Below are 23893 nucleotides of genomic sequence, written 5' to 3'. Positions count from 1 at the left end.
GCCGATGCGGAAGGCGCATCTCGCGGGGCTGGATCCACAAGGTTGTACGCACGGTGACAGCTGTCGACGGGTACCGCGCCTCCCGCAAACGGCGCCGCGAATACGGAGCGTTCCTCTTGGGATTGGCCTGCTACAAGCCGGGGCAGCGGTGTGCCCAAGCCACTGCCGGCGTTCATCGAGGCCAGATCCCACCAGGGCTCCACTCGCGTGCGAGCTGGAGGCGCGGGCCCAACGGACGACCGAACGAGGCCAATCGCCTATTCGGGATCCTCACGCAGGTTGCTGGAGGTGGAGGGCTTCTGCTTGTCCGGCTTCGGGGGCCACGCGTACGGGGGGAGCCTCCGGTGCAGGGGCCGTCCGGTCCCGCCGTCCTTCTCCTCGAACGAGGCGGCCCGGATGATACCGAAGGACACCTCGCTGTCCCGCATCACGTCCACCCCTTCCACCCGGAAGGCGATCCATCCCGCGCCGGGCTGGGGCCCCGAGACCCAGGGGGTGACGACGCTGCGGACGTTGGTCTCGCCCGCCACGATGGTGCCGCGGTGGCCGTCAGGGTCGGTGATCTTCACGCCCGTGTCGGTGAAGGCGAGACGGCTCTTCGTACCGCTGGGGCCCTCGGCCCACTGCGTAGTCACACTGTTCAGGTCCGCCCGGTCGGCGGCGACGGCGCCCGACTCCTGGCCGCCGTCCCTGCGGATGCTGATGCCCGCCGACGGGAACTCGATCCAGCCCTTGCCCGCGGTGCGGTCGCCGGCCCATGTGGTGTTGACACCCTCGGCGTCGATGCGCTTGGCGACGACGGCGCCGAGTTCCGGACCAGGGCCATGATGGACGGTGATGCCGGCGTCGGGGAGTTCGATCCGGCCGGCGTTCGCGCCCCTCCCCCTGACCTGTTCGGTCCTCACCTCGTGGATGTCGGCGGTCCCGGCCAGGACCGCCCCCAGGGCGCCGTTGTCGTTGTCGACCCTCACGCCGCCCGTGGTGAAGGTGACCCGGCCCTGCTCGTCCGTTCCTTCGGCCCAAGGGGCACGCACGCCGCTCTCGAACTCGGGGATGCTCGCATGGACGGTGGTGGTGAGGAAGTACCCCTCCTGAACCTCTCCGTTGCCGTCGGTCGTCCCGGCTACGAGGGTGTAGGTGGTGCCCCGCGTCAGGGCGAAGGCGGGAGTGTGCCGGTGCGGCCCGAACGGTACGGGAACGGGACGCGCCGGCGGGTCGACGGGCTCCAAAGTCCCATCCGGATAACGGATCCAGTACTTGAGGCTGTCCGGACCGTCCCAGTACAGGACGACGTCATCGCCGGCGTCCACCAAGGCGACCTCCGCGCGGAGGTTCTGCGGGACCAGTGGCGTTGTCCCGAATTGGCCCCTGCCTGACCAGAACCACGTAGCAGCACCATCGAGCCTTTGCGAAGGGAGGTGATCCAGGAACCACCCGCTCACTTACCAGCCCGTCCGCGCGATCCCGGAACCCGCCCCCTGCTCCACCGGGTCGGTCCGCGCACCGGGCCGACCGACGCGGACGACGCGGTGCTCGACGCCTGGCTGCGGCACGCGCCCTGACAGGGCGTCGAGCACCACGGACGGCGGTCACTCGCAGGTGCTGCGCCAGTCGTTGGAGCTGCCCCGGTGGGCGTGCGCGGAGTCGCGCGGGGAGGACGCGCCGGCCTTGACCGCCTTCACGGTGCCCGTGTAGGCCCCGCCCTGCCAGATGCAGGCGGTGAGGCCGGAGGTGCCGTTGTTGAACCAGGACGCGTCGTGGTTCTCGATGGCCGCCGGCCAGGTGGCGTTGGCGTCCTTGAACTTGAACATGTGGCCCTGGTAGTCCGTCTGGTCCCAGACGCAGAGCCAGCCGCGCGGGCAGTCGGCCGTCCCGGCGGCGTGCGCGCCGGGGACCGGGCCGACCGCCAGCGCGGCGGCCATGACGGCGGTGGACAGGGCGGACAGGAGTGCGCGTCGCATGGTGACCCTCCTCGGATCGGTACTACTGATCACGGGGTTCCCCGGCACGGGCCGGGACCGGTGCCAACCAGGCTGTCCGCCCCGGGCGTTGGTCACCATCACCGCGCGAGCGTTGAACAATTGGTCATCAACGCTCGGTCGATCGACGAGCACTCGGCGTGACAGAGGGAGGCCGTGGGATGGGACGCCGTGAAGGGCCCCTCGCCCCGGACAGTGGACCGGTCGAGGCGTTCGCCGCAGCGTTGCGGCAGGCGCGGGCGGCGGCCGGTTCGCCGACCTACCGCGCGATGGCGGCGCGGGCCAACTACTCCCCCTCCAGCCTGTCCTCGGCCGCGGCCGGACACCGCCTCGCCAGCTGGCCGGTGGTCGCGGGCTATCTGCGCGCCTGCGGGGTCACCGAGGTCGAGCCGTGGCGGGCCCGCTGGCGCGCGGTGGCCGGCGGCGCGGCGGCGGGCACCACCGCCGGCGCCCGCGCCGAGCGGCCCGCGGCGGCGGTGGGGCGGCTGCCCGGCGAGACGACCTCCTTCGTCGGCCGTCAACCCGAACTCGACGATGTCACCCGCCATTTACTCCGCTCCCGGCTGGTCGTGCTGACCGGGACCGGCGGGGTCGGCAAGAGCCGGCTGGCGCTGCGTGCGGCGGCACTCAACCGGGACTCCTATCCGGACGGCGTGTGGTGGATCGAGCTCGCGGACACCACCGATCCGCAGGTGCTCGCGCACACGCTGCTCCGCGCGCTCGGCGTTCCGTCCGACTCCACCGGGGCCCCCTCGGTCCGGCTCGTCGAGGCCCTCGCCGACCGCCGCGCGCTGCTCGTCCTGGACAACTGCGAGCACCTGGTGGACGCCTGCGCCCGCGCGGTCCGCACCCTGCTCGGCGGGACCTCCGCCGTCGCCGTCCTGGCCACCAGCCGGCAGTGCCTGGGCCTGCCGGAGGAGACGGTGGTACCGATCGGCCCGCTGTCGTTCCGTTCCGCCGGGTCCGTCGCCCCGTTCCCGGCCGACCGCGGTGACGGGCCGAGCCCGGCCGTGCGGCTGCTCGTCGACCGCGCCGAGACCGCCGCCCCCGGTCTCGGCTGGCCGCCCGAACAGCTGGCCCTCGCCGAGGAGGTCTGCGCCCAGCTCGAAGGGCTGCCGCTGGCCATCGAACTGGCCGCCCGCCGGCTGCGGGTGATGTCGCTGCACCAGCTCTCCCGCCGGCTCGGCGACCGGCACGCCCTGCTCAGCAACGGCGACCGCACCGTCCACCCCCGCCACCGCTCCCTGCAGGCGCTGCTGGACTGGAGCTACGAGCTGTGCGACCCCGCGGAACGGGCCCTGTGGTGCCGGCTGTCGGTCTTCGCCGGCGACGTCTCGCTGGAGGCCGCCGAGGAGATGGGCGCGGACGGCGCGGCGGACACCGGGGCCTCAGACAGCGGGGCCGCGGACGCCGGGGCGCTCGACGTCGTCACCGCGCTGGTCGAGCGCTCCGTCCTCACCTCTGACGGCGACCGGACGGCGGTGCGGCTGCGGATGCTGGAGAGCGTCCGCGAGTACGGCCTCGCCCGGCTGCGGGCCGCCGGCGCCGAGGACGCGGCCCGCGCCCGGCACCGCGCGTGGTACGCGCGCTTCGCCGAGCGCGTCGCCTCCGCCGCCAACGGGCCCGACCAGCGCACCGCGCTGGCCCGGACGCGCGCCGAATACCCGAACCTCCGCGCCGCGCTGTCCTCGGCGCTCACCCTGCCGGACGGCGGAGCCACCGCCCAGCGCATGGCCACCGCCCTGTGGTTCTACTGGCACACCGAGGCCGTCGACGAGGGCTGCCACTGGCTGGACGCCGCCCTCGCCCGCCGCGGCGGCCCGGCCGCGGTACGGGCCGAGGCGCTGTGGACCGGCGCCTACCTCGCCGCGATGTGCGGCGACAACGGCCGGGCCCTGCGCTACGCCGAACGCTCGCTGCGGCTCGTCGGCGACGCGCCCGGCCCGGCGGCCGGGCCCCGGCTGGTGCAGGGCCTGGCCGCGCTCCGGAGCAGCCGGGCGGCCGACGCGCTACGGCTCTCCCAGCTCGCCGAACAGGGGTTCCTCGCCCGGGATGACGCCTTCGGCGTCCAGCAGGCGGTGTCGCAGGCCGCCATGGCCCACCTCCTCCTGGGCGACACCGGCCCCGCGCTCGCCACCTTCCGGCGGGCCGCGGCGGTGGCCCACGCGCACGGCGAGCAGTGGCACCTGTCGTACGTGCTCTGGGGAATCGGCATGGTCCGGCACGCCCAGGGGCGCACCGCGCAGGCGCTGGCCGGCTTCCGCCGCAGCCTGACGGTCAAGCGCCTCTTCCAGGACACCCGGGGCACCGCCACGGTCCTGGAGACCACGGCCTGGGTCCTCGCCGATCTCGGCAATCCCGAGGCGGCCGCCCACCTCGTCGGTGCCGCCGCCTCGATCTGGCCCGAACCCGGCCGCCGGCTCTTCGGCTTCGCGGACCTTCTCGCCGCCGGCGACCGCAACCGCCACCGGCTCCGGGCCGTGCTCGGCCCCGACCGCCTGGCCCGGGCCCTCGCCCACGGCCGCACCCTCGACGCCGAGGGTGCCGTCGCGCTCGCCCTCGCCGCACCCGTGCCGGGCACCCCGCCGCCGGGGCCGGAGGACGACCGCCTCCCGGCCCCGGTGCGCGCCTAAGGGCGGCGGAGGCGCGCAGGCGCGGGAGGCCGGTCGCGGGCGGCGGGGACGGGCCGGGTCGACGGCCCGGCCGGTGCCTTGACCGGATCGGCCGACCCGGGGGCGGCGCGCCGGACGACCGGCCGGAACGACGGTTTCCGGTCAGCGCGCCGGCGGGGCGGGGCGGGCGCGGCGGAACCGGTGGTGCCGGTGCGGCGGCGGGCGGGGCGGCCGGGGCGGGGGGCACCCGGAGGGGCGGCCTCCGGCCGTCGCGCGAAGGGCCGGGCGGCGCGTGCCGCGGGACTGTGCCGCCGTCCGGCACGCCCCTACGATGTGAGCGCCGTCGGGCCTGACCCCCGACCCCGTCACTGCCGGCCGACGCCGGGCAGCGCCGGTCCCCTCCCTGACGGACCGGCATTCCCCGTCGGCCCAAGCCCACCGGCTCACCCCGGCACGGGCGCACCGGCAGGGCGGGCAGCACCGCGCAGGCCGCCCGTGATCTCCTCACACCCAAGGGGTATGCCCATGCACGCCGGCACCGCCGTACCACCGGTCAGACCCGTCCCCGCCGGCCGCGCGCAGCGCGCCGTCCGGTCCCTGCTGCTCGTCCTCGCCATGCTGGCCGCCCTGGTGGGTGTCAGCCTCCCGGCGGCCGGCGCGGCGCACGCCGCCGTGCCCGACCGCTGGGGCTTCGCGTACCTCGACAACCCGACCCCGCCGCCGGGCTACGTCCCGGACACCACCCGCCAGTGGGGCAGTTGGCCCTCGCCGGCCGCCAACCCGGTGAAGGTGGACCAGATCGGCACCGGGTCCTACGTGGTGCACTTCCCGCTGATCGCCGGCCCCGGCGGCATCGCGCACGTGACGGCCGTCGGCCGCACCGGCAGCTGGTGCCAGGTCCGCGGCTGGTCGACCGCCGGCACCGGGCAGGACGTCTCGGTGGGCTGCCACCGGCCGGGCGGCGCTCCCGAGGACACCCGGTTCACCGTGCTCTACACCACCAGCAGCGGCGTGCCGTCCCCGGCCGTCGGCGGCTACGGCTACGTCTACGCGAACTCCACCGGCGCGGTGATCGGCCAGTACAACTCCGCCGGCGGCACCAACACCGTCGGCTACGGCGGCACCGGCACCTGGAAGGCCTGGCTGCCCGGCCTGGGCCAGCCGACGCCCGCCGGGAACATCGAGGTCACCGCCGTCGACGCGGTCAACGGCGCGCGCTGCAAGGTCGCCGAATGGGCGCCCTCCGCGGGCGGCCAGACCGTGGTCGTCACCTGCTTCAACGCGTTCGGCGCGCCGTACGACACCCGGTGGACGCTGAGCTACGCGGAGAAGCGGGCCGTGCACGGGGCTGCGCTGCCGCCGAAGTCCTACGGCTACCTGTGGTTCAACGGCGGCGTGCCGGCCGGGACCAACTTCAACTCCTCCGGCGGGGTCAACACGCTCGCCGGCTCCGTCCCCTACAACGTCAACCTGCCGAACATCGCCGTGCCCTCGGACACCGCGCAGGTCACCGCCTTCGGCGGCGGCCCGGACTACTGCGGCCTGGCCACGCCCTGGGCCCGCAGCGCCGGCACGGCTAACCTCTACCCGCTGTGCTTCAACGGCTCCTCCGGCTCGCCGGTCGCGTCCCGCTTCCTCACCGCGTACACCTCGGCGTTCTGATCCGCCGACGGAGGGGCCCGGACGCCGCGAGCGTCCGGGCCCCTCCGGGTTCCGGTGCGACGACGGACGGCGACGGACGGCGACGCCGCGTCCCCGGCGGGGGCGCCTGGTACTCCGTCAGGTGGTGCGGCGTCCCCCGCCGGTGTCCGATTGGTCCGGATGCCACCGTGCGGGTGCGGCGGGGCGGCGCTGCGGCCACGTTGAGGAGATGGACATCGTCGTCGTACTGGAACCTGACACACCGACCAGCATCCGGCTCCTCGGAGCCGACCACCGACCCGCCGAGCCCGAGATCCCGGTGCGCCGGGCGCACACGGCTCCCACGGAGGCCTCGGGGGCCTGCGGTCCCCGCACCCTGTGCGGTCTGGACACCTCCGACATGACCCTCGCGCCGCACCACTCCGACTATCCCGACCGACCACTCCTGCGACCGCACTGGCACACCTGCAGCATCTGCCGCAACGCCGGACAGGGCGTCATCCCCGGCCCGCCCGGCGCCGCTACCGCCGGCACGCTCCCGGGGGAGGACCCGGCCGGGTGAACCACCGGCGCCGGCCCCCGGCCGTGCCACGGCCCGTCCCGCGCCCGTCCCCGGCCCGTTCACGGCCCGTTCGCGGCCGGGGCGGGGACCGCCGGGGCGGGGACGGCCGGGTGGGGCCGGGCGGGCACCGTAGGCTGACCGGATGACAACTGACCGCAAGACCGCGCTCGCCGCGGTGGTCCTGGCCGGGCTCCTGCTCGGGACGGCCGCCTGCTCGTCGTCCGGAGGCGGCGCCGCCCCGTCCGGCGGTGCGGCGCTCTCCTTCGCCGAGCTGAAGTCGACGGTGCAGGGTCTCGGTCCGCAGCCCTCCTGCCCGTTCGGCCTGGACCTGGCCGGCGCGCTGAAGGCGGCCGGGATCGAGCGCGGCGTCACCCCGGCCGGGGGAACGGACGGGCCGGTGCGGGCGGAGGTCGTCCCGTCCGAGGACGCCCGGCCGCTCCCGGCCGGCAGCGCGCCCGGCCGGACTCCGGCCACGCTGCCCGCGCGACCGGAGAGCGTCCAGGTGTGGTGCTCCTACACCGCCGGAACGACCCCGGTGGAGATCGGGGTGCTCGCCGCCCCGGCCGAGGGGGTCGCGGTCAACCTGGCCCTGCCCTACATCCAGCGGGCCGGCGCTCTCTCGGCCGACCAGCTGGTCACCGTCTCGCGCGACCAGCCCTCCCCCGGCCGGGCCGGCACCACTCCCGGGCGCGGGTCGGTCGGCATCGCCCGGCTCCCGGTCGCGGACAAGGGCGATCTGGCCCTGCTGGTCAGCCAGGGCACCGAGGCGGCCTCCCCGGACGCGGCGCTCACCGGGGAGCCGCTGCGCGCCCTGGCCGAGAAGCTCGCCGCGCAGCTGCACGTCTGACCGCCGGGGGCCGGCCGGCCCGCGCACGCCCCCCTGGCGGACCGCCTCCACCGGGGCGTGGGCGTCCTCAGGACCGGGCCGGGTCGGTCCGCTGGGCGGGCACGCTCGCGGCCCGGTCGTGCTGCAGGGCCCGCAGGTCGGCGAACATCCCCGGTTCGGCGGCCAGCCGATCGAAGGTGCCCTCCTGGATCACCCGGCCGTGGTCGAGCACCACGATCCGGTGCGCCACCCTGGTGTTCTCCAGGTTGTGGGTGACCAGCACCGTCGCGCAGTCCCGGGCGACCCGCGCGAGACCGGTGAAGATCCGGTGCTCGGCCCGCGGGTCCATCGCGCTGGTCGGCTCGTCGAGGATCAGCAGCGTGCCGGAGCGCGACCGGTGGAAGGCGGCCGCGGTGACCACCCGCTGCCACTGCCCCTCGCTGATCTCGGCGCCGCCCCAGAACTCCTTGGCCAGCAGGGTGTCCAGGCCGCCCGCCAGTTCGGCGACCACCTCGTCCGCGCCGGTGGCCGCGGCGGCCTCCAGCACGGCCGCGTCGCCGGGCTCGTGCGGCTGGCCCAGGGTGATGTTCTGCCGCACGGTGAGCGGCCAGTGCGCGAAGTCCTGCTGCACCAGGGCGGTCTGGCGCCACAGCAGGTCCGGGTCGAGGTCGCGGGTGGCGACGCCGTCCCAGGTCACCGTTCCGGTGTCGGGCAGGGTGAGGCCGCACAGCAGCTTCATCAGGGTGGACTTCGCCGCCCCGTTGACCCCGACCACGGCGACGATCTCGCCCCGGCGGACCCGGAAGTCCACGCCCTTGAGGGCGACCCGGTCCGATCCCGGGTAGCTGAAGGTGACGCCCCGTGCCTCGATCACCGACGTGCCGGCCGGCGGGGCGAGGGTGCCGCGGTCCAGGCGCTGGGCGCGGGCCATCGTGATGAACGTCTGCCAGTCCCCGACGTAGAGTCCGGTGCGGTGGACGGCGGCGCTGTAGTCGGCGGCGGCGTGCAGGTCGGAGGCGGCGGCGCGCAGCGCGATGACCGCCGTGCCGGCCGAGGCCAGGGTGACCCGGCCGTCCGCGAGCAGCCACGCGAGGCCGCCCCAGACCAGGCACGCGCCCACACCGGAGGCGACCGCCCCGTACAGGGCGAGCACGGCGCCGCGTCGGGCGGCCGCGTCGGTGGCGTCGGTGACCTTGGCGGCGGCCCGGCCGTAGATCCGCAGCAGGAACGGCGCGATGGTGTTCGAACGGACCTCGGCGGCCAGCCGGCGGTCGCACAGGAACCAGCGCAGCACGTTGGCCGCGCGGGTCGCGCCGAAGGTGGCCATCATCGCCCGGTAGAAGGCGTTGGCGGCGGCCGTGCGCGCCAGGGCCTGCGGGATCACCGCGAGGACGAGCAGCGGGAGCAGCGCGGGGTGGATGGTGGCGATCACGATCCCGGCCGCGGCGAGGCCGGCGGTGTGGCCGATGACGTCGCGGGCCTGGGAGAGCAGGTCCCGGGTGGCGCTCGCGCCTCGGTCGCCGGCGTCCCAGGCGGCCTGGAAGCGGGGGTTGTCGTAGGCGGTCAGCTCGGCGTGGGTGGCGGCGTCGATCAGTTCCAGCTCGGCGGCCCGGGCGATCTTCGGCCCGATCCGCTCGGCGGCCCACTCGCCGGTGATGCGCAGCAGGGCGGAGGTGCCGGCCATGGCGGCGAGGAAGGCCACGGACGGGAGCGAGCGGGTCAGGCGCTCGGCGATGGAGCCGGTACCGGCGACCAGGTGGGTGATCATGCCGGTGGTGGCCAGCAGACCGCAGGCCTGCGCGGTGGCGGAGGCCGCCGCACAGGTGAGGAGGACGACCAGGGCGGGGCGGTCGGCACGGCGGCCGAGGCGCAGGGCGAGGGCGAGCAGGCGGGGCAGGGCGCGGGCGGTGGCCCGCAGGGTGGTCTTGCTGCCGTCGATGATCTCGGCGTCGCTGCCCGGGGGCTGCCACTCCATCATCACGGCGTCGTCGGCGTCGTGCGATCCGTCGGCTCCGGTGGATCTGCCGGTGGTGGGGGCGGGAGAGCTCAAGCGGGGGCCTCCTCGAACGCGTGGCACGGAAACGATCGGCCCGTGGCCGGGCCGGGCGACCAGGGGCCTCTCCTTCGGGTCACGCCAGGCGGGCGCCGAAAGTGAGGCCCTACCGGGCGAAGTCCTCCAGGACGGCGCGGGCCGCGTTGTGGCCCGGGATGCCGCTGACGCCACCGCCGCGGACCGCGCCCGCGCCGCACAGCAGGACGTTCGGGTGCGCCGTCGCCACGCCCCAGCGGGCGGCGGCGCCCTCCGGCTGATGCGTCGCGTAGGGGAACGCCAGGTCGCGGTGGAAGATGTGGCCGCCCGGCAGGCCGAGTTCCCGCTCCAAGTCGGGCGGGGTCTTCGCCTCCACACAGGGCCGCCCGTCGGCGTCGGTGGCCAGGCAGCCGGCGATCGGCTCGGCCAGCGCCTCGTCGAGCCGGGCCAGGCTCGCCGCCAGGGCGCGTTCCCTGGCGGCCGGGTCGGCGAACAGCCGGGCGGGCATGTGCAGGCCGAACAGGGTGAGGGTCTGCCGCCCCTGCCGGACGGCCTCGGGCCCCAGGATCGACGGGTCGGTGAGGGAGTGGCAGTAGATCTCCGACGGCGGCGCCGAGGGGATCCGGCCGGCCGCCGCCTCGGTGTACGCGGTCTCCAGCTGGCGGTAGCCCTCGGCGATGTGGAAGGTGCCGGCGAACGCCTCGCGCGGGTCGGCGGCGGGGTCCCGCAGGCGCGGCAGCCGGCGCAGCACCATGTTGACCTTGAGCTGGGCGCCTTCCGGCGCGGGCCCGGGGTCCTCGCCCAGCAGCCGGGCCAGGGTCGCCGGGGCGGCGTTGACCAGGACCCGGCGGGCGGCCGCGGTCGCCTCGCCGTCCCGGTGGCGGTAGGTCACCTCGGCTTCGCCGGCGCCGTCGGTGGCCACGGCGGTGACCTCGCAGCCGGTGCGCAGTTCGGCGCCGGCCGCCCGGGCGGCGTCCGCGAGGGCGTCGGTCACCGCGCCCATGCCGCCGACGGGGACGTCCCAGTCGCCGGTGCCGTTGCCGATCACGTGGTAGAGGAAGCAGCGGTTCTGCCGCAGCGACGGGTCGTGGGCGTGGGTGAAGGTGCCGATCAGCGCGTCGGTCAGGACCACGCCGCGCACCAGGTCGTCGGCGAAGGTCTCCTCGATCGTCTCGCCCAGTGGCCGCTCGAACAGGGCCGCCCAGGCCGCGTCGTCGCCGACCCGCCGGCGCAGTTCCGCCCGGGTGGGCAGTGGTTCGGTGAGCGTCGGGAAGACCCGTTCGGCGAGGCTTCCGGTCATCGCGTAGAAGCGCCGCCAGGCCTCCCACTCGCGGTCCGCGCCGGTCAGCGCCCGGAAGGACGCCCGGGTGCGGCCGGCGTCGGCCGCGTCCACCAGCAGTCCGGTGGGCTTCCCGGCGCGGACGGCCGGGGTGTACGAGGCGATCCGGCGCCGCCGCAGTTCCAGGCGCAGCCCGAGCTCGCGCACCACGGTGCGCGGCAGCAGGCTCACCAGGTACGCGTAGCGCGACAGCCGGGCGTCCACGCCGGTGAACGCCGGCGCCGACACCGCCGCGCCGCCGACCCGCGGGAGCCGTTCGAGCAGCAGCACCCGGTACCCGGCGCGGGCCAGGTACGCCGCCGCCACCAGGCCGTTGTGGCCGCCGCCGACGATCACGGCGTCGTGCCGGGAGGACGAGTTCGCCATGCCCGGCACGCTACGGCACCCGGGCGGCCCGGGGAACACGGCGCCCGGGGGACGCGGAGGCGCGCGGGCGGGCGGCGGGGCGGACCCGGGGGCGGTCAGGCCCCGGTGGACGGGTCGTGGGAGAGCCGGACGTCGACGGTGTGCTCGGAGCGGACCAGGCGCAGCATGGGGCAGCGCGCGTCCGCGGTGGCCAGCAGGTCCGCCAGGGCCTGCGGGGAGGCCGGGCCGCGCAGTTCGACCTCCGCGGTCAGGTCGTACGGCACGGCGGGCGCCTCGGTCGGCACGCCGAAGAACCGGGCGTCGTTGTTGCGGGCGTTCACCCGGACCTCGACCCGGTCCAGCGGGACGTCCTCCAGTGCCGCGACACACAGGATCGTGTGCGTCAGGCAGGTGCTGACCACCGCGCAGAACAGCTCCGGCGAGGTCGGGCCGAGGCCGAACCCGCCGATGTCGGGGCCGCCGTCGCCGAGGAACGACCAGTCCCCGACCCGGACCTTGCGGACCCCGGTGGCGTCGTCGGCCACGCAGACCGCGCCGACCTCCTCCTCCCAGTCCGCGCTCTTCGGCCGGCGCCGGGCGGCGTCGCGCATGGCCGCGCCCTTGTCGCGCAGGTGCTCGGCCAGTCCCGGCCGGGGTATCGCTGGTTGCTGCGTCATGGCCCGTAGCGTACGGGACGCGCCCGGCTCAGGAGCCGGTGGTGGCGGCTTCCAGGGTGGTGGCCATCACGGGGCTGGTGAAGGTGTTCGTCGCGTCGCCCGTGGAGAGGTGGTAGGAGCCCCACTTCAGGTAGTTGCGGTCGCCGTCCCAGGTGGTGCCCTTGAAGGTGCCGGAGCCGGTGGTGAAGGTCTGCTTCACGCCGTCGAACCAGAAGTCGATGGTGCCGTCGGTGCGGCCGAGGCGGATCTTCAGCGCGTAGGAGTGCCACTGGTTGTTGGCGGTCGGCGCGGTCCACAGCGTGTGCGCGACGTGGTCGGTGTCCCACTCCTGGAGGCGGATGCGTCCGCTCGTCGCGTCGATCTCGATCGGGTGGTTGGCCGTGCCGGTACTCGGCGAACACTTCAGCTGGAAGACGTAGCGGCTGTTGCTGTCCTTGATGTCCACCTTGGACGACCAGCCGAGGTAGAAGGTGTCCCCCTGCTTGAGGTCGGGGCCGAGCGTCTCGCAGCGCTCCTCGCCCGCGGCCTGGTAGGCCCGCCAGACGCTGCCCTTGACGGCGTCCTTGACGACGCCGAAGTCGCCCGCGGCGCACTGGACGGCGGTGAAGGAGGACGGGCCCTTGCTGGTGCTCGGGGTCCACAGGACGGTGCCGGCGGCGGCGGAGCTGCCGGCGGTGGCCGCGACGCAGGAGAGCGCGAGCGCGGTCACGCCCACGAGGCCGACGGCGGTCTGGCGGTGCTGGGACGGAACGGACATGTCTCTCCCGGTGGGCGCGTGGTGGACGGGGACGCCGTCCGGGCCGGGCCCGGACGCAGGAACCGATTCGACCACCTGACATCCCGTCAGGCCAAGCGGGCCGGCCGGAGGCGGCCCTTTCGGGCAGTTCCTCCGGCCGGCCCGTTCGGTGCGGCGCCGCGGGGCGGCTACGGGGTGGGCCGCTGCGCCCCGCCCGGCTCCCCGGAGTCCTCGGCGTCCGTGTCGTAGGAGGAGGTGCCGGCGTCCAGCAGCGGCTCCTGTGTCTTGAGGTGCGCGGGGGCCAGCGCCCGCAGTACGTGGTAGCCGGTGATGACGACCAGGGTGCCCAGCGCGATGCCGCTGAGGCTGAAGGTGTCGGTGAACGTGAGGGTGACGTTGCCGATGCCGATGATGATGCCCGCGGCGGCCGGCACCAGGTTCAGCGGGTTGCGCAGGTCCACGCCGGACTTGATCCAGATCTGCGCGCCGAGCAGGCCGATCATGCCGTACAGGATGACGGTGATGCCGCCGAGCACGCCGCCGGGGATCGCGGCCACCACCGCGCCGAACTTCGGGCAGATGCCGAACAGCAGCGCGAAGCCGGCCGCGGCCCAGTAGGCGGCGGTGGAGTAGACGCGGGTGGCGGCCATGACGCCGATGTTCTCGGAGTAGGTGGTGTTCGGCGGGCCGCCGAGCGCGGTGGAGAGCATGGAGCCGACGCCGTCCGCGGAGATCGCGGTGCCGAGCCTGTCGTCGAGGTTGTCGCCGGTCATCTCCCCCACGGCCTTGACGTGCCCGGCGTTCTCGGCGACGAGCGCGATCACCACGGGCAGCGCGACCAGGATCGCGGACCACTGGAAGGAGGGGCCGTGGAAGTCCGGCAGGCCGATCCAGTCCGCCTTGCCGACGCCCGACAGGTCGAGGCGCCAGTGGTCGGTGATCTGCCCGCTGCCGTCCGCCGCGTGAATCTTGCCGAAGACCCGGTCGAACAGCCAGGAGATCCCGTAGCCGAAGAGCAGGCCGAGGAAGATCGCCACCCGCGACCAGAAGCCGCGCAGGCAGACCACGGCCAGGCCGGTGAACAGCATGACCAGCAGCGCCGTCCACTGGTCCTGCGGCCAGTAGGTCGTGGCGGTGACGGGTGCGAGGTTGAAGCCGATCAGCATGACGACGGCGCCGGTGACGATCGGCGGCATCGCGGCGTGGATGATCCGCGCGCCGAACCGCTGGACCGCCAGGCCCACCAGGAACAGCGCCGCGCCCACCACGAACACCGCGCCGGTGACGGTCGCGCTGGTGCCGCCCTGCGCCCGGATCACCGCGGCCACGCCGACGAAGGAGAGCGAGCAGCCGAGGTAGCTGGGCACCCGGCCGCGGGTGGCCAGCAGGAAGATGACGGTCGCGACGCCGGACATCATGATCGCCAGGTTGGGGTCCAGCCCCATCAGCACCGGCGCCACGAAACTCGCGCCGAACATGGCCACCACGTGCTGGGCGCCGAGCCCTGCCGTCCGGGGCCAGGAGAGCCGTTCGTCGGGGCGGACGACCGCTCCCGGTGCGGGCGTGCGCCCGTCACCGTGCAGCTTCCAGCGCACGCCGAGATCCATGTGGGGGTTCGCTTTCTCTGTACTTCCGGGGGACTGACCGCACCATTCTCCCGGTCACCCGGCCGTACGGAGGCCACCACCCCCCTGCTGACCTGCGCGCTCGCCCGATGCGCCGGTCCCGGGGGCCGCGGTGGGCCGGCGGGCGCGCAGCAGGGCGGCGCCGAGCGGGAGGGGGGTGCGGTCGACGAGGGCGAGGCCGGCGTCGGCGAACAGGGCGGCGTAGTGGCCGGCTTCGCGTTCACGGCCGCCGACGTTGCACATCATGTGGAGGTCCCAGGCGGTGGCCAGGGAGGGGGAGCCGTCCGCGGGCAGCAGGCGTTCGAGGACGAGCAGGTCGGCGTGGGCGGGCATCGCCCGGGCGCAGTGGCGCAGGATCTCGCGGCAGCGGTCGTCGTCCCAGTCGTGCAGCACCCGGGAGAGCAGGTAGACGTCGCCGCCCCCGGGAACGTCGGCGAAGTCACCGGCGCGGTAGCCGCAGCGGTCGGCGCAGCCCGCCCGCGCCATGGTGCGGCGGGCGGCCTCCACGGCGTGCGGGCGTTCCAGCAGGACGCCGCGCAGCCGCGGGTGGGCGGTGAGGACGCGGGCGAGGAGTTCGCCGTTGCCGCCGGCGACGTCGACGACGGTGGCGCCCGCCGGCGACCGGGCCGCGGCGGTGAGGACCGGGTGGTCGGGGACGGGGTCGAACATCCGGGCGCTCGCCGCCATGGAGCGGTCGAAGAGGTCGGCGAGTTCGGGGTCGCGGGCGAAGTGGTCGAAGTGGTTCTCGCCGAACAGGTGGTCGAAGGCGGCCTCGCCGGTCCGCAGGGTGTGGTCCAGCTCGCCGAAGGAGCGGTAGAAGGGGCCGCCGTACAGCAGGGCCAGCGGGCGCATCGAGCCCGGGGCGTCCTCGCGCAGCAGGTCGCCGACGGCGGTGAGGCGGTGGCCGTCGCCCTCGGGGGCGACGACGCCGAGCATCGCGAGGTAGCGCAGCAGGGTGGCCAGAGCGCGGGAATGGGTGCCGGTGCGGCGGGCGAGGGCGTCGGTGGGGACGGCCTCGGCCGTGGACAGGGCCTCGGGCAGGCGCAGCCGGGCGCAGGCGGCGAGGGCCTGGGTGGTCCAGGCACCGGTCAGCAGGTGCAGGAGGGTCTCGGCCGGCGGGCGGGCGGTGACGGCCGGACGGGCGGCAGTGGTGGCGGTGGTGGCGGTGGCGGCAGTGGCTTCAGTGGCGGCCAGGTGGGCGGTGAGGACGGCGCGGTGCTCGCCCGGCGCGCACAGCTCCAGGCGCCGGTAGCCGGCCCGGGCGGCGGCGGGGGCGGTGAAGTAGAGGACGGTGACGTCCTCGTGCGGGTTGTGGCCGCCGCCGTCGGGGCCCGCGCCGTGCTCGGCGAGCAGGGCGCACAGGCCGCGCAGGAGCAGCGGTTCCGGGTCGGCGACCTCGAAGGCGATGTGTGCTTCGTGCTGGTGGGCGCGTTCGTGGTCGGCGAGCGCCTGCAGGTCGGAGCCCGGCGGCACCGTCAGCGCGAACACCTCGACCGTGCGGGCGGTGCCGTCCGGGCCGTGGGCGGCGGGGCGCAGGATGGTGACGTCGAGCGCCTCCGCCGCGCGGTGGTGGCGCTCGGCCAGCCGCCGGCGGACGACGGTGCTGGGGCCGGACGGGGTGTCGGCGGCCAGGCCGCAGGCGGCCAGCTCCGCGCGCAGCGCCCGCGCGTCGGGCGGGAAGACCAGCAGCGCGGCGTGGGTGAAGCCCAGGTGGCGGGTGAGGGTGCGCAGTGCGGCGTCGTCGAGGTCGGGCAGGAGCAGGGGGAGCAGGGTGGCGGCGTCGTGGCGGCGGACGAAGTCGGCCGTCGCGCGCAGGCGGAACGTGTCGTCCTCGGTGGTCATCGTGGTGCGTCCTCGGTGCGGGTGTCGGGGGTGCCGGAAGGTTCAGAGGCCGACGTAGTGCTCGGCGAACCAGTCCTGCTGGGTGCGCGAGGTGCGCAGGGTGTTCAGGCGGGCGCGGCGCAGGCCCTCGTCGAAGGACGACGGGCCGCCGTGCGGGGTGGGCACGGCGTGCAGCAGCCGGACCATCCAGTGGGAGAACTCCTGGGCGCGCCAGATGTACTCCAGGCAGCGGTCCGAGTAGCCGGCCAGGGCGCGGCCGTCGCCGTGCGCGAGGTCGTCGACGAGGGCTGCGGCGAGCAGCTCCGCCTCCAGCACCGCGAGGTTGGCGCCCTTGGCGGCCGAGGGCGTGACGAGGCTGGCGGCGTCGCCCGCGAGCAGGAGCGCGCCGTGGCGCAGCGGTTCGACGACGTCGCACTCCAGGTCGACGACGGTCCGCTGGACGATGCTCCCCCGGTGCAGCGGGCCGTGGTCGGCCGCGCGCATCCGGACGTCGAGTTCGTGCCAGATGTGCTCCTCGGACCAGGCCTCGGGCGGGGTGCCGCGCTCGCACTGCAGGTAGTAGCGGGTCATCTGCGGGGTGCGGGCCATGTGGCCGGCGAAGCCGCGCTCGTGCACGGCGTAGCCGACGGCGTCCAGGCTGGGCGGCGCCTCGGCGATCAGGCCCAGCCAGGACAGGCCGTGGTCGTGGTGGTGGACGACGGCGCCGGGCGGCAGCGAGCGGCGGGCGGCGCCGTGCCGGCCGTCGCAGCCGGCGACGTAGCGGGCCCGCCAGCGGACCGGGCGTCCGTCGGGCCCGGTGGCCTCGACGGCCGGGCGCCCGCCGTCGGTGTGGAGCACCCGGTGGGCCTCGGTGGCGAAGTGCAGCCTCCCGCCGGCGGCCTCGAAGGCGGCGAGCAGGTCGGCGACGAGGTACTGCTGCGGGTAGACGGTGTGGCGCTCGCCGCGGCCGAGGTGCGCGTAGTCGAGGCGGAAGCGGCCGTCGGCGGTGCGGAACTCGCAGGTGGAGTGGGGTTGGCCACGGCGGTGCAGGCCGTCGGCGAGGCCGTGGCGGTCCAGGACGCGGACGGTGTTCTCGGCGAGGAAGCCGGCCCGGGCGCGGGCGTGCAGGTGCGCGCGGTCGGCGCGTTCCAGGACGACGCAGTCGATGCCGGCCCGGTGCAGGAGGTTGCCGAGGACGAGCCCCGCCGGACCGGCGCCGAGGATCACCACCTCGGCCGATTCTTCGACCATGTCCGCTCCCCCGTTGCTGGTGCGACGTCGCCGTTCTGACGGTCACTCATACGACGTCAAGGGTAACGAGCGGCGGATACGGAAATCGGGGCAAATCACTCTCAGGTGTGAATGGAATGACGATCGGTCTTTCAAAACGGGCCGGTGCCCGCCCCCGGAGGGACGGGCACCGGCCGCACGGCGCGGGAGCGTCAGATCTGGTAGACGAAGCAGCCCATGGCCATCGCGGCGGCCTTCTGCTGCCAGGTGTAGCCGTAGCTGCGCGAGGCCCAGGCCCCTCGGCCGCACTTGATCAGGAACGGCCTGACCCAGGTCCAGGCCCTGCGGGCCCAGCCCCACCCCCACTGGCCGTCGAGGTCGAAGTGGGTGTTCGGGTCCTGGAACACGTAGTCGTAGGCGGTGGCGTTGCCGCCCGGGACCGGGTCGGTGCTCAGGAACCGGCCGAGCGCCGGGTCGTACAGCCGCACGCCCATCAGGTAGGCCCCGGTCGGCGTCTCGGCCGAGCGCTGCTGGGAGCCGAGCCAGCCGTACCGCACGGGGGCGGTCCCCGGTGTGCGGTTGCCGTACTCGTCGAAGGTCACCGCGACCGGGGACCGGCCCGCGTCGAGCGGCAGGGAGACCACGATGTCGCCGTGCAGGTTGGCGAGTTGGAGCTGCACCCCGCCGGTCTTCGCGGTGGTGGCGCCGAGTCCGCCGGCGGGCGTCGCGACCTGGCGGGTCAGCTCGCCGGTGGCGGTGTCCTCGACGGTCCAGCCGGGACTGTCGCAGGCGCACCCGTAGTGGTTGATCCGGCTGCGCGAGGGGGTCCAGCCGCCGCCGGCGTTGACCTCGGTGCTCCAGGCGCGCAGGCGCAGCGCCGGGTCCAGGCTCCAGGTCTGCCGGTCGGTGGCGGTGCTCTGCTGCCGGACGAGGTCGTTGGCGAAGTAGGAGGTGGTGGCGCCGGGCTGGGCCGTGGTCCGGCCGAAGGCGTCGTAGACGTAGCCGGGGTCGGTCAGCCGGTCGGCGGTGTCGTAGCCGTGCTGTTCCGGGGTGCCGCCCGAGGCGGCGCAGTCGGCACCGGGCGCGGCGTTGACGGAGCTGCGGGCGGTGCGGTTGGTGTTGCGGTCGAAGGTGTAGGTCCTGGTGGTGCAGACGCCGTCGGCGACCGAGGTCGTCCGGGTGAGGCGTCCGACGCTGTCGTAGCCGAAGGCCTGCTGGGAGGCCGAGGCGAAGGTGGCGGTGTGGGTGGCCCACTGGCCGTGGACGGTGGTGCTGATCCCGTCGCCCAGGACGTTCGTGCCGTCGCTGTCACGGGTGTAGGTGCGGCTGACCAGGGTGCCGGTCGGGCTGGTGAGCTGGCGCATGGTGTAGCCGCCGGGCAGCCCGGTGCCGACCACGGTGCCGTCCGCGTCGTAGCGGGCGGTGAAGATGCCGGCCACCGAGTCGCCGACCGCGGTGACCAGGCCGCGCGGTTCGACGGCGGTGTCGTAGGTGTAGCTGAGCGTCGACGGCGCGGAGTCGGTGACCAGGACCGGCCGGTCGAGGCGGTCGTACCGGGTCGTGGTGGTGCCGCCGTCGGCGTCGGTATAGGCGATCGGGCGCCCGAGGCGGTCGTAGGCGGTGGTGATGGTGCCCGTGCCGGCGGCGGCCGTGGTGACCGGGCGGCCGGTGGCGCCGTCGTAGCCGGTGGTCACGACCGGGACCTCCTGGCCCGGGCCGCTGACGGTGGAGCTGGTCCGGCGGCCGGCGGCGTCGTAGCCGGTGGTCGTGATCCGCTGGACGCCGGCGGCCGTCTCGACGGTGCGCGTGGTCTGGCCCCAGCGGTCGTACTCGAGCGTCCGGCGGGGCAGCTGGGCCGGGTTGGCGCCGCCGCCGGTGATGTCGGCGGCGGGACCGACGGAGCAGACCTGGTCCGCCCATTCGGGCCGGCCGGCGCAGGGTCCGCTGCCGTCCCCGGTGTAGTAGGCGGTGGTCGTGGTGCCCGCGTCGGCGCCGGTGGAGGCCGGCTGGCTCGTGCTGGTCACCCGCCCCTGGGCGTCGTAGCCGGTGGTGGTGGTGAGCCGGGCGCCGTCGGGGTCCTGGACGCTGGTGGTGGGCCGGCCCCTGGCCCAGTCGTAGCCGATGGCGGTGGTGCGGGCGTCGGCGAGCAGCGCGGTGTCGATGCGGGGCTGTCCGCCGACGGTCTCCCTGGTGACCTGGTCGCGCACGGTGGCGCTGCCGTCGGTGGGCCGGCCGGCGTCGTACTCCTTCACGGTCCGCTGCCGCAGGGGCAGCTGGGTGCCCGCCTCGGCGACCACCGTCTGTCCGGCCGTCAGCCGCTGGGCCAGGGTGGCGTAGTGCAGCGGGCCGAGGACCTCCAGCTCGCGGTTGCCGTCGGCGCTGTAGGTGGTCGCGGTGGAGAGCAGGTCGGCCCGTTCGGCGCTGCCGAGGGCGGCGATCCCGAGGGCGGCCAGGGTCGCGCGGTCCTGGTCGGTGGTGGCCAGGGCCAGCGCGCGGTTGGCCGCGGTCAGGTGGCGCACGGTGTTGCCGGAGGCGTCGTGGTCGGTGGCGCTGACGGCCCCTCCGGGCCGGGCGGTGTCGGTCTCCAGGCCGGAGGCGTCCAGGTAGTGCAGGTCGGCGCGGCCGTAGCCGTTCGCGGGGAGCTGCGCCCCGCTGCTGGAGGCGGGTGTCTGGTCGGGCGGGAAGACGGCGGTGGCGTCGGTGGGGGTCTCCCGCTGGCCCCACCCGGCGGTGGCGGCCCGGCCCAGGTCGTACGGCGCGCCGCCGCCGGTGACCGGGACGTCGTAGACCAGGGTCGTGGTGGCGGTGCCGTCGACCTGGTCGGCGGAGCCGGGGGCCAGGGTCGGGCGCGAGGCCGTGAGCAGCATGCCGTCGCCGGCGGCCGGCGAGTTGCCGGCCCGCCCGTAGCCGAAGGTCCAGGGCAGTTCACCGGGCGGGGTGAGGGTGGTGACGCGGCCCGCCGCGTCGTAGTCGTACGCGGTCTTCAGGGCGGGGGTGGTCCTGGGGTCCCAGGTCTCCCGGAGCCGGCCGTTCACGTCGTAGGCGTAGCGGCTGACGTCGACCGCGGTCGCGGCGGCCGCGCCGGGTTCGGTGGACCACAGCCGGATCGCGCTGACCTGGCCGGCGACGTCCCCGAGGGCACCGGCGGTCGCGGTGGTGGACTGGGCGTAGCCGAACTCCAGGACGCGGCAGCCGCGCACGGCCGGGTCGGCCGCGCAGACGGACGCGGCGACGGCGCTGGTCGGGCTGACCACCCGGTGCGGACGGGTGAGGATCCGCCCGTCGGGGCCGGTGACGTTCTGCGAGACGATGGTGCTGGTCGTGTTGTCGAGGCCCCGGGTGGACGAGCGGATGAGGGCCCAGGCGGCCGCGGCGGGATCGGTCCGGGCGAACTCGGCCGTGTCGCCGTTGCTGTCGGTGAGGGTGAAACCGTCGGCGAAGGAACCGGTCAGGGCGAGGTGCGCCGCGCCGGGTTCGGGGATCCAGCCGGTGGCCGTCGCGTCGGCGGTGAAGTGCAGGGCGGTGCCGTCGGTGCGCAGGACGTCCAGCGAGGTGGCGGAGGTGCGGTTGACGGCGGTGTAGCCGGAGTCCTTGCGGCCGGTGGCGGTGCCGGAGAGCCACTCCTTGCCGAAGATCGCGGCCTGTCCGCTCTGGGCCGCTCCCTCCTGCGGGGTGCGGGAGGAGGCGGTCCGGGTGATCGCCGTCCCGTGGAAGGCGGCGTCGGTGCGGCCGAGGTCGTAGTCGCCGGTCAGCAGGTTGACGGTGCCGGGGCCGACGGTGACGGTGGCGGCGTTGTCGGCGGTGCGGTCCACGATCGCCTTGAGCGGGTCGCTGGAGGCGGTGGCGCCGGCCGGGCCGGTGAAGTCGGCCCGCAGCTGCACCGCGCCGTCGGGGCTGACGGTGGTGGCGGCGTCCCAGGCGAGCTCCGGGCTGCGGCCCGCGGTGAGCGCCACCGGCCAGCCGCCGAGCGGGGCGCCCGCCGCGCTGACGTGGCCGGGCGGGACGGGGGCCCAGGCGTCGGCGTCCGAGCGCCGCCAGGAGAAGGTCACCGCGTCGTAGCGCGAGCCGTCGGCCTCGGCCTGGAGCGGCAGCCGGGCCGCGGTGCGCCGGCTGTCGGAGGGCCTGGTGATGCCGCCGGCCCCGACGTGGAAGTCGTAGGCGAGGGCTTCGGAGCGGTTGTCGGCCCGGTCCACGCTGCGCACCCGCAGGGTGTTGGTGCCGCCGTGGGACGGCGTCGCCAGCAGGCTGACCGGCGCGGCGGTGCCGTCGGTGGCGATCCGCGTCCAGGTGCTGCCGTCCAGGGTCCACTCCAGCCACCGGTGGTCCCCCGGCGGGGGTGTGACGGTGAAGGTGCCGCTCTGGCCGACGCCCTTCACCCAGGCGGCCGAGGGGTAGTCGGTGGAGGTGACGGCGGTCGGCGCGGAGGGCGCGGCGGTGTCCACCGTGAAGGTGCGCCAGGGCGACCAGCCGAGGTTGTAGTGGGTGCCGTCGTACGGGTTGCTGCGGAACCGGTAGGTCCGGCCGTTCTGGAGCACGCCCGGCGGGACGGTGACGGACACCGGCTCCCCGCTGGCGCCCCAGGGGGACACCAGTAGGTCGCCGACCGGCTGGTCGGTGGCCGCGTCGACGATCTGGAAGGTGCCGTTGATCCGGTCGTTGTTGGAGTCGGCGAAGGTGTCGCGCAGGACGGGGGTCAGGGTGTTGACGGTGTAGACGCCGTTGTCCGCGAAGAACGGCGGGCCGGCCTGCTGGTCGGTGCCGGTGCGGGGGCGGTAGTTGAAGGTGACCGAGAGCTTGGGGATCTGCCCGGCGGCGGCGTTGCCGGAGTAGAACTTCTTCCACGATCCGGTGTCGGCCTCGTTGGCGGCGCGCAGGCCCAGGCCCTGGCGGGCGACCGTGGTCCGGCCCGCCCAGTACTGCAGCAGCGGGGTGACGTCGGCGTTCACGTAGCCGCCGGTGGAGCAGTTCTGTCCGCGGGTCTCGGTGGAGGTCGTGTACTTCTGCAGCCAGGCCGGCTGGTTGGTCCAGCGGCTGGCGGTCGTCGCGTTGTTGGTGTCCCAGACCTCCCAGGCGGCGGGCTTCGTGCAGTCCCAGGAGTGGAAGTTGTAGAGGGACAGGGTGGCCCGGGAGACCAGGGCGTCCTTGATGGGCGCCATGTCCCAGCTGATGAAGGAGCGGGCGATCCGGGGCTTGGTGTGGGCGGTGTCCGCCCAGTCCCCCGGCCAGCCGATCTTCAGTTCGGTGGCGCTCGACGCGTCGGCGGTCTCGCCCTGCTGGACCCAGGTGTCGAACACGTCGGACAGGACGCTGTCGGACGGATCGACCGTCACGGGGTAGGTGGTCGCCGGATCGGCGAGGAAGGCGGCGTCGGGGCTGAGGCGCAGTTCGATGGTGTCACCGGAGCGCGTGACCTTCAGGCCCACCGGGGCCCGGCGGGTGTGCTCGCCGGACTTCTCGTCGACGGTGGCGTCCCACATGACCGGGGCCGGCATGGTGGCGAGTTCGCGCCCGGTGGCGGTCTCGGTGAACGTCACGCCGCCGTCCTCGTTCTGCCGCGCGTCGATCCCGGGCGCCTTCAGCGGCAGTGTGTAGTCGGCGGTGCCGTCGGGGCGCTTCTTGAGGACCACGGACTGCTCGTAGCCGGTGCGGGTGGCGTCGATGACGAGGTCCGCGTCGGGCAGGACGTCCTGGTAGGTGGCCTTGGCGCCGTCCAGGCGGGGTGCCGGCAGGCCGCCCCGCCACTGCACCGCGACGCCCCTGCCCCCGGCGCTGAGGGTGAGCAGGTCCTGGGCCGGGGTGGCGGCGGCCTCGGCGAAGGAGCCGGCGCGCTTGCCCCTCGGTACGCCGGCCAGGGCCAGCCCGCGCGGGTGGGCCTTGGAGGCGACGGAGCCGTCGGGGCGTTCGGCGAAGGTGACGTCGACGTCGGTCCAGGCGCCGTCGGGGCGGCGCATCCGCACCGGCCCGGCCGCGACCTCCAGGGTGAGCGTGCCGTCCGGGTTCGCCCAGGTCGTCGCGGACTCGGTGCGTTCGGAGGGCACTTCGACGGGCTTGCCGCCGAGCCGGGCCGCGAGCCGGGCGGAGGCCCGGTCGCGGGCCGGCTCCTGGGCCCCGGCGGGCGGCCGGGCCCCGTGCGGGGCCTCGGCCGGGGGTCCGGCCGCGGCGTCCTGGACGCCGAGCAGGAGTCCTGCCAGCAGGGTGGCGCAGAGGGTGGCCGCCGTCCATCGGCGGCGTGGTGCGCGGGTCCGGGAGGGAGGCAGGCCCCCCATGGCCGGCGGGAACGATGACACAGGCACACTCCAGGGGTGATCGCCGGAACGGGAGACGGTCCTCGGGTACGCACGTGCGCTCGGGCGACGGGCCGCGCCGCGGGGCTCTTGCCGGACTCGGTGTCCGGGCGCGGGGCCGTGCCGGGAAGGCCGCCCGATCGGGCGACGTGTACATGCGTACGCCATCGTCGGGCGCCGAACGGTC

General features: G+C 75.2%; 14 protein-coding genes. 4 read left to right on the top strand and 10 right to left on the bottom strand.

Annotated elements, in window-relative coordinates; all coding sequences use genetic code 11:
- Positions 1–257 precede the first annotated feature (257 nt).
- Together ABT238_RS07870 and ABT238_RS07865 are read right to left on the bottom strand one after the other, a co-directional pair.
- Positions 258–1442, bottom strand: coding sequence for a hypothetical protein (locus ABT238_RS07870; protein ID WP_350756052.1), 1185 nt, complete (start codon positions 1440–1442; stop codon positions 258–260).
- Positions 1443–1589: 147 nt separating this feature from the next.
- Positions 1590–1961 (bottom strand): peptidase inhibitor family I36 protein, encoded by a 372-nt coding sequence (locus ABT238_RS07865; RefSeq protein WP_350559880.1) that lies wholly within the window; start codon positions 1959–1961, stop codon positions 1590–1592.
- Positions 1962–2140: 179 nt separating this feature from the next.
- Here ABT238_RS07865 and ABT238_RS07860 point away from each other — a divergent pair, with 179 nt between their 5' ends.
- The 4 genes from ABT238_RS07860 (at position 2141) to ABT238_RS07845 (ending at position 7641) form a co-directional block, all read left to right on the top strand.
- Complete coding sequence (locus tag ABT238_RS07860; protein WP_350756050.1) at positions 2141–4612, top strand: ATP-binding protein; 2472 nt, start codon at positions 2141–2143, stop codon at positions 4610–4612.
- Positions 4613–5116: 504 nt separating this feature from the next.
- Entirely contained in the window at positions 5117–6253 is a 1137-nt protein-coding gene (locus ABT238_RS07855; RefSeq protein WP_350756048.1) for a hypothetical protein, read from the top strand.
- Positions 6254–6461: 208 nt separating this feature from the next.
- Entirely contained in the window at positions 6462–6794 is a 333-nt protein-coding gene (locus tag ABT238_RS07850) for a hypothetical protein (protein WP_350559871.1), read from the top strand.
- A 142-nt stretch (positions 6795–6936) separates the two neighbouring features.
- The gene (locus ABT238_RS07845; protein ID WP_350559868.1) at positions 6937–7641 is read left to right on the top strand and encodes a hypothetical protein; all 705 of its coding nucleotides are present in this window, start codon (positions 6937–6939) and stop codon (positions 7639–7641) included.
- Positions 7642–7708: 67 nt separating this feature from the next.
- On the opposite strand, the gene ABT238_RS07840 is transcribed toward ABT238_RS07845, so the two are convergent.
- The 8 genes from ABT238_RS07840 to ABT238_RS07805 all read right to left on the bottom strand — a co-directional run bounded on the left by ABT238_RS07840 (position 7709) and on the right by ABT238_RS07805 (position 23688).
- A complete protein-coding gene (locus tag ABT238_RS07840) occupies positions 7709–9670 on the bottom strand; it encodes an ATP-binding cassette domain-containing protein (protein WP_350756046.1) in 1962 nt (653 codons plus the stop codon).
- Positions 9671–9779: 109 nt separating this feature from the next.
- On the bottom strand, positions 9780–11354 hold the full coding sequence (locus tag ABT238_RS07835) for a phytoene desaturase family protein (RefSeq protein ID WP_350756043.1): 1575 nt from the start codon (positions 11352–11354) through the stop codon (positions 9780–9782).
- Between the two features lie 95 nt (positions 11355–11449).
- Entirely contained in the window at positions 11450–12010 is a 561-nt protein-coding gene (locus ABT238_RS07830) for an OsmC family protein (RefSeq protein ID WP_350559859.1), read from the bottom strand.
- 28 nt (positions 12011–12038) lie between these two features.
- Positions 12039–12767 carry a polysaccharide lyase family protein gene (locus ABT238_RS07825; RefSeq protein WP_350559856.1) on the bottom strand — a complete coding sequence of 243 codons (729 nt, stop codon included), beginning with the start codon at positions 12765–12767 and terminating at the stop codon, positions 12039–12041.
- 167 nt (positions 12768–12934) lie between these two features.
- Positions 12935–14353, bottom strand: coding sequence for a uracil-xanthine permease family protein (locus ABT238_RS07820; RefSeq protein WP_350559853.1), 1419 nt, complete (start codon positions 14351–14353; stop codon positions 12935–12937).
- Positions 14354–14407: 54 nt separating this feature from the next.
- Positions 14408–16213 carry a methyltransferase gene (locus tag ABT238_RS07815; protein WP_350756041.1) on the bottom strand — a complete coding sequence of 602 codons (1806 nt, stop codon included), beginning with the start codon at positions 16211–16213 and terminating at the stop codon, positions 14408–14410.
- A gap of 42 nt (positions 16214–16255) precedes the next feature.
- Positions 16256–17443: a 4-hydroxybenzoate 3-monooxygenase gene (locus ABT238_RS07810; RefSeq protein ID WP_350756039.1), complete on the bottom strand. Its 1188-nt coding sequence runs from the start codon at positions 17441–17443 to the stop codon at positions 16256–16258.
- A 191-nt stretch (positions 17444–17634) separates the two neighbouring features.
- Complete coding sequence (locus ABT238_RS07805; protein WP_350756037.1) at positions 17635–23688, bottom strand: DNRLRE domain-containing protein; 6054 nt, start codon at positions 23686–23688, stop codon at positions 17635–17637.
- Positions 23689–23893 lie beyond the last annotated feature (205 nt).

It is taken from the genome of Kitasatospora sp. NPDC001527 (genome assembly GCF_040298605.1).
Taxonomy (GTDB): domain Bacteria; phylum Actinomycetota; class Actinomycetes; order Streptomycetales; family Streptomycetaceae; genus Kitasatospora.
Note: the sequence above shows the minus strand (reverse complement) of the source record. Positions and strands in the feature narration are given on the sequence as shown.

What these genes read in the sequence shown, in the direction of transcription:
- ABT238_RS07865 (WP_350559880.1), bottom strand. Translation starts at nt 1,961, where the DNA reads ATGCGACGCGCACTCCTGTCCGCCCTGTCCACCGCCGTCATGGCCGCC.
- ABT238_RS07860 (WP_350756050.1), top strand. Translation starts at nt 2,141, where the DNA reads ATGGGACGCCGTGAAGGGCCCCTCGCCCCGGACAGTGGACCGGTCGAG.
- ABT238_RS07855 (WP_350756048.1), top strand. Translation starts at nt 5,117, where the DNA reads ATGCACGCCGGCACCGCCGTACCACCGGTCAGACCCGTCCCCGCCGGC.
- ABT238_RS07850 (WP_350559871.1), top strand. Translation starts at nt 6,462, where the DNA reads ATGGACATCGTCGTCGTACTGGAACCTGACACACCGACCAGCATCCGG.
- ABT238_RS07845 (WP_350559868.1), top strand. Translation starts at nt 6,937, where the DNA reads ATGACAACTGACCGCAAGACCGCGCTCGCCGCGGTGGTCCTGGCCGGG.
- ABT238_RS07835 (WP_350756043.1), bottom strand. Translation starts at nt 11,354, where the DNA reads ATGGCGAACTCGTCCTCCCGGCACGACGCCGTGATCGTCGGCGGCGGC.
- ABT238_RS07830 (WP_350559859.1), bottom strand. Translation starts at nt 12,010, where the DNA reads ATGACGCAGCAACCAGCGATACCCCGGCCGGGACTGGCCGAGCACCTG.
- ABT238_RS07825 (WP_350559856.1), bottom strand. Translation starts at nt 12,767, where the DNA reads ATGTCCGTTCCGTCCCAGCACCGCCAGACCGCCGTCGGCCTCGTGGGC.
- ABT238_RS07820 (WP_350559853.1), bottom strand. Translation starts at nt 14,353, where the DNA reads ATGGATCTCGGCGTGCGCTGGAAGCTGCACGGTGACGGGCGCACGCCC.
- ABT238_RS07815 (WP_350756041.1), bottom strand. Translation starts at nt 16,213, where the DNA reads ATGACCACCGAGGACGACACGTTCCGCCTGCGCGCGACGGCCGACTTC.
- ABT238_RS07810 (WP_350756039.1), bottom strand. Translation starts at nt 17,443, where the DNA reads ATGGTCGAAGAATCGGCCGAGGTGGTGATCCTCGGCGCCGGTCCGGCG.
- ABT238_RS07805 (WP_350756037.1), bottom strand. Translation starts at nt 23,688, where the DNA reads ATGGGGGGCCTGCCTCCCTCCCGGACCCGCGCACCACGCCGCCGATGG.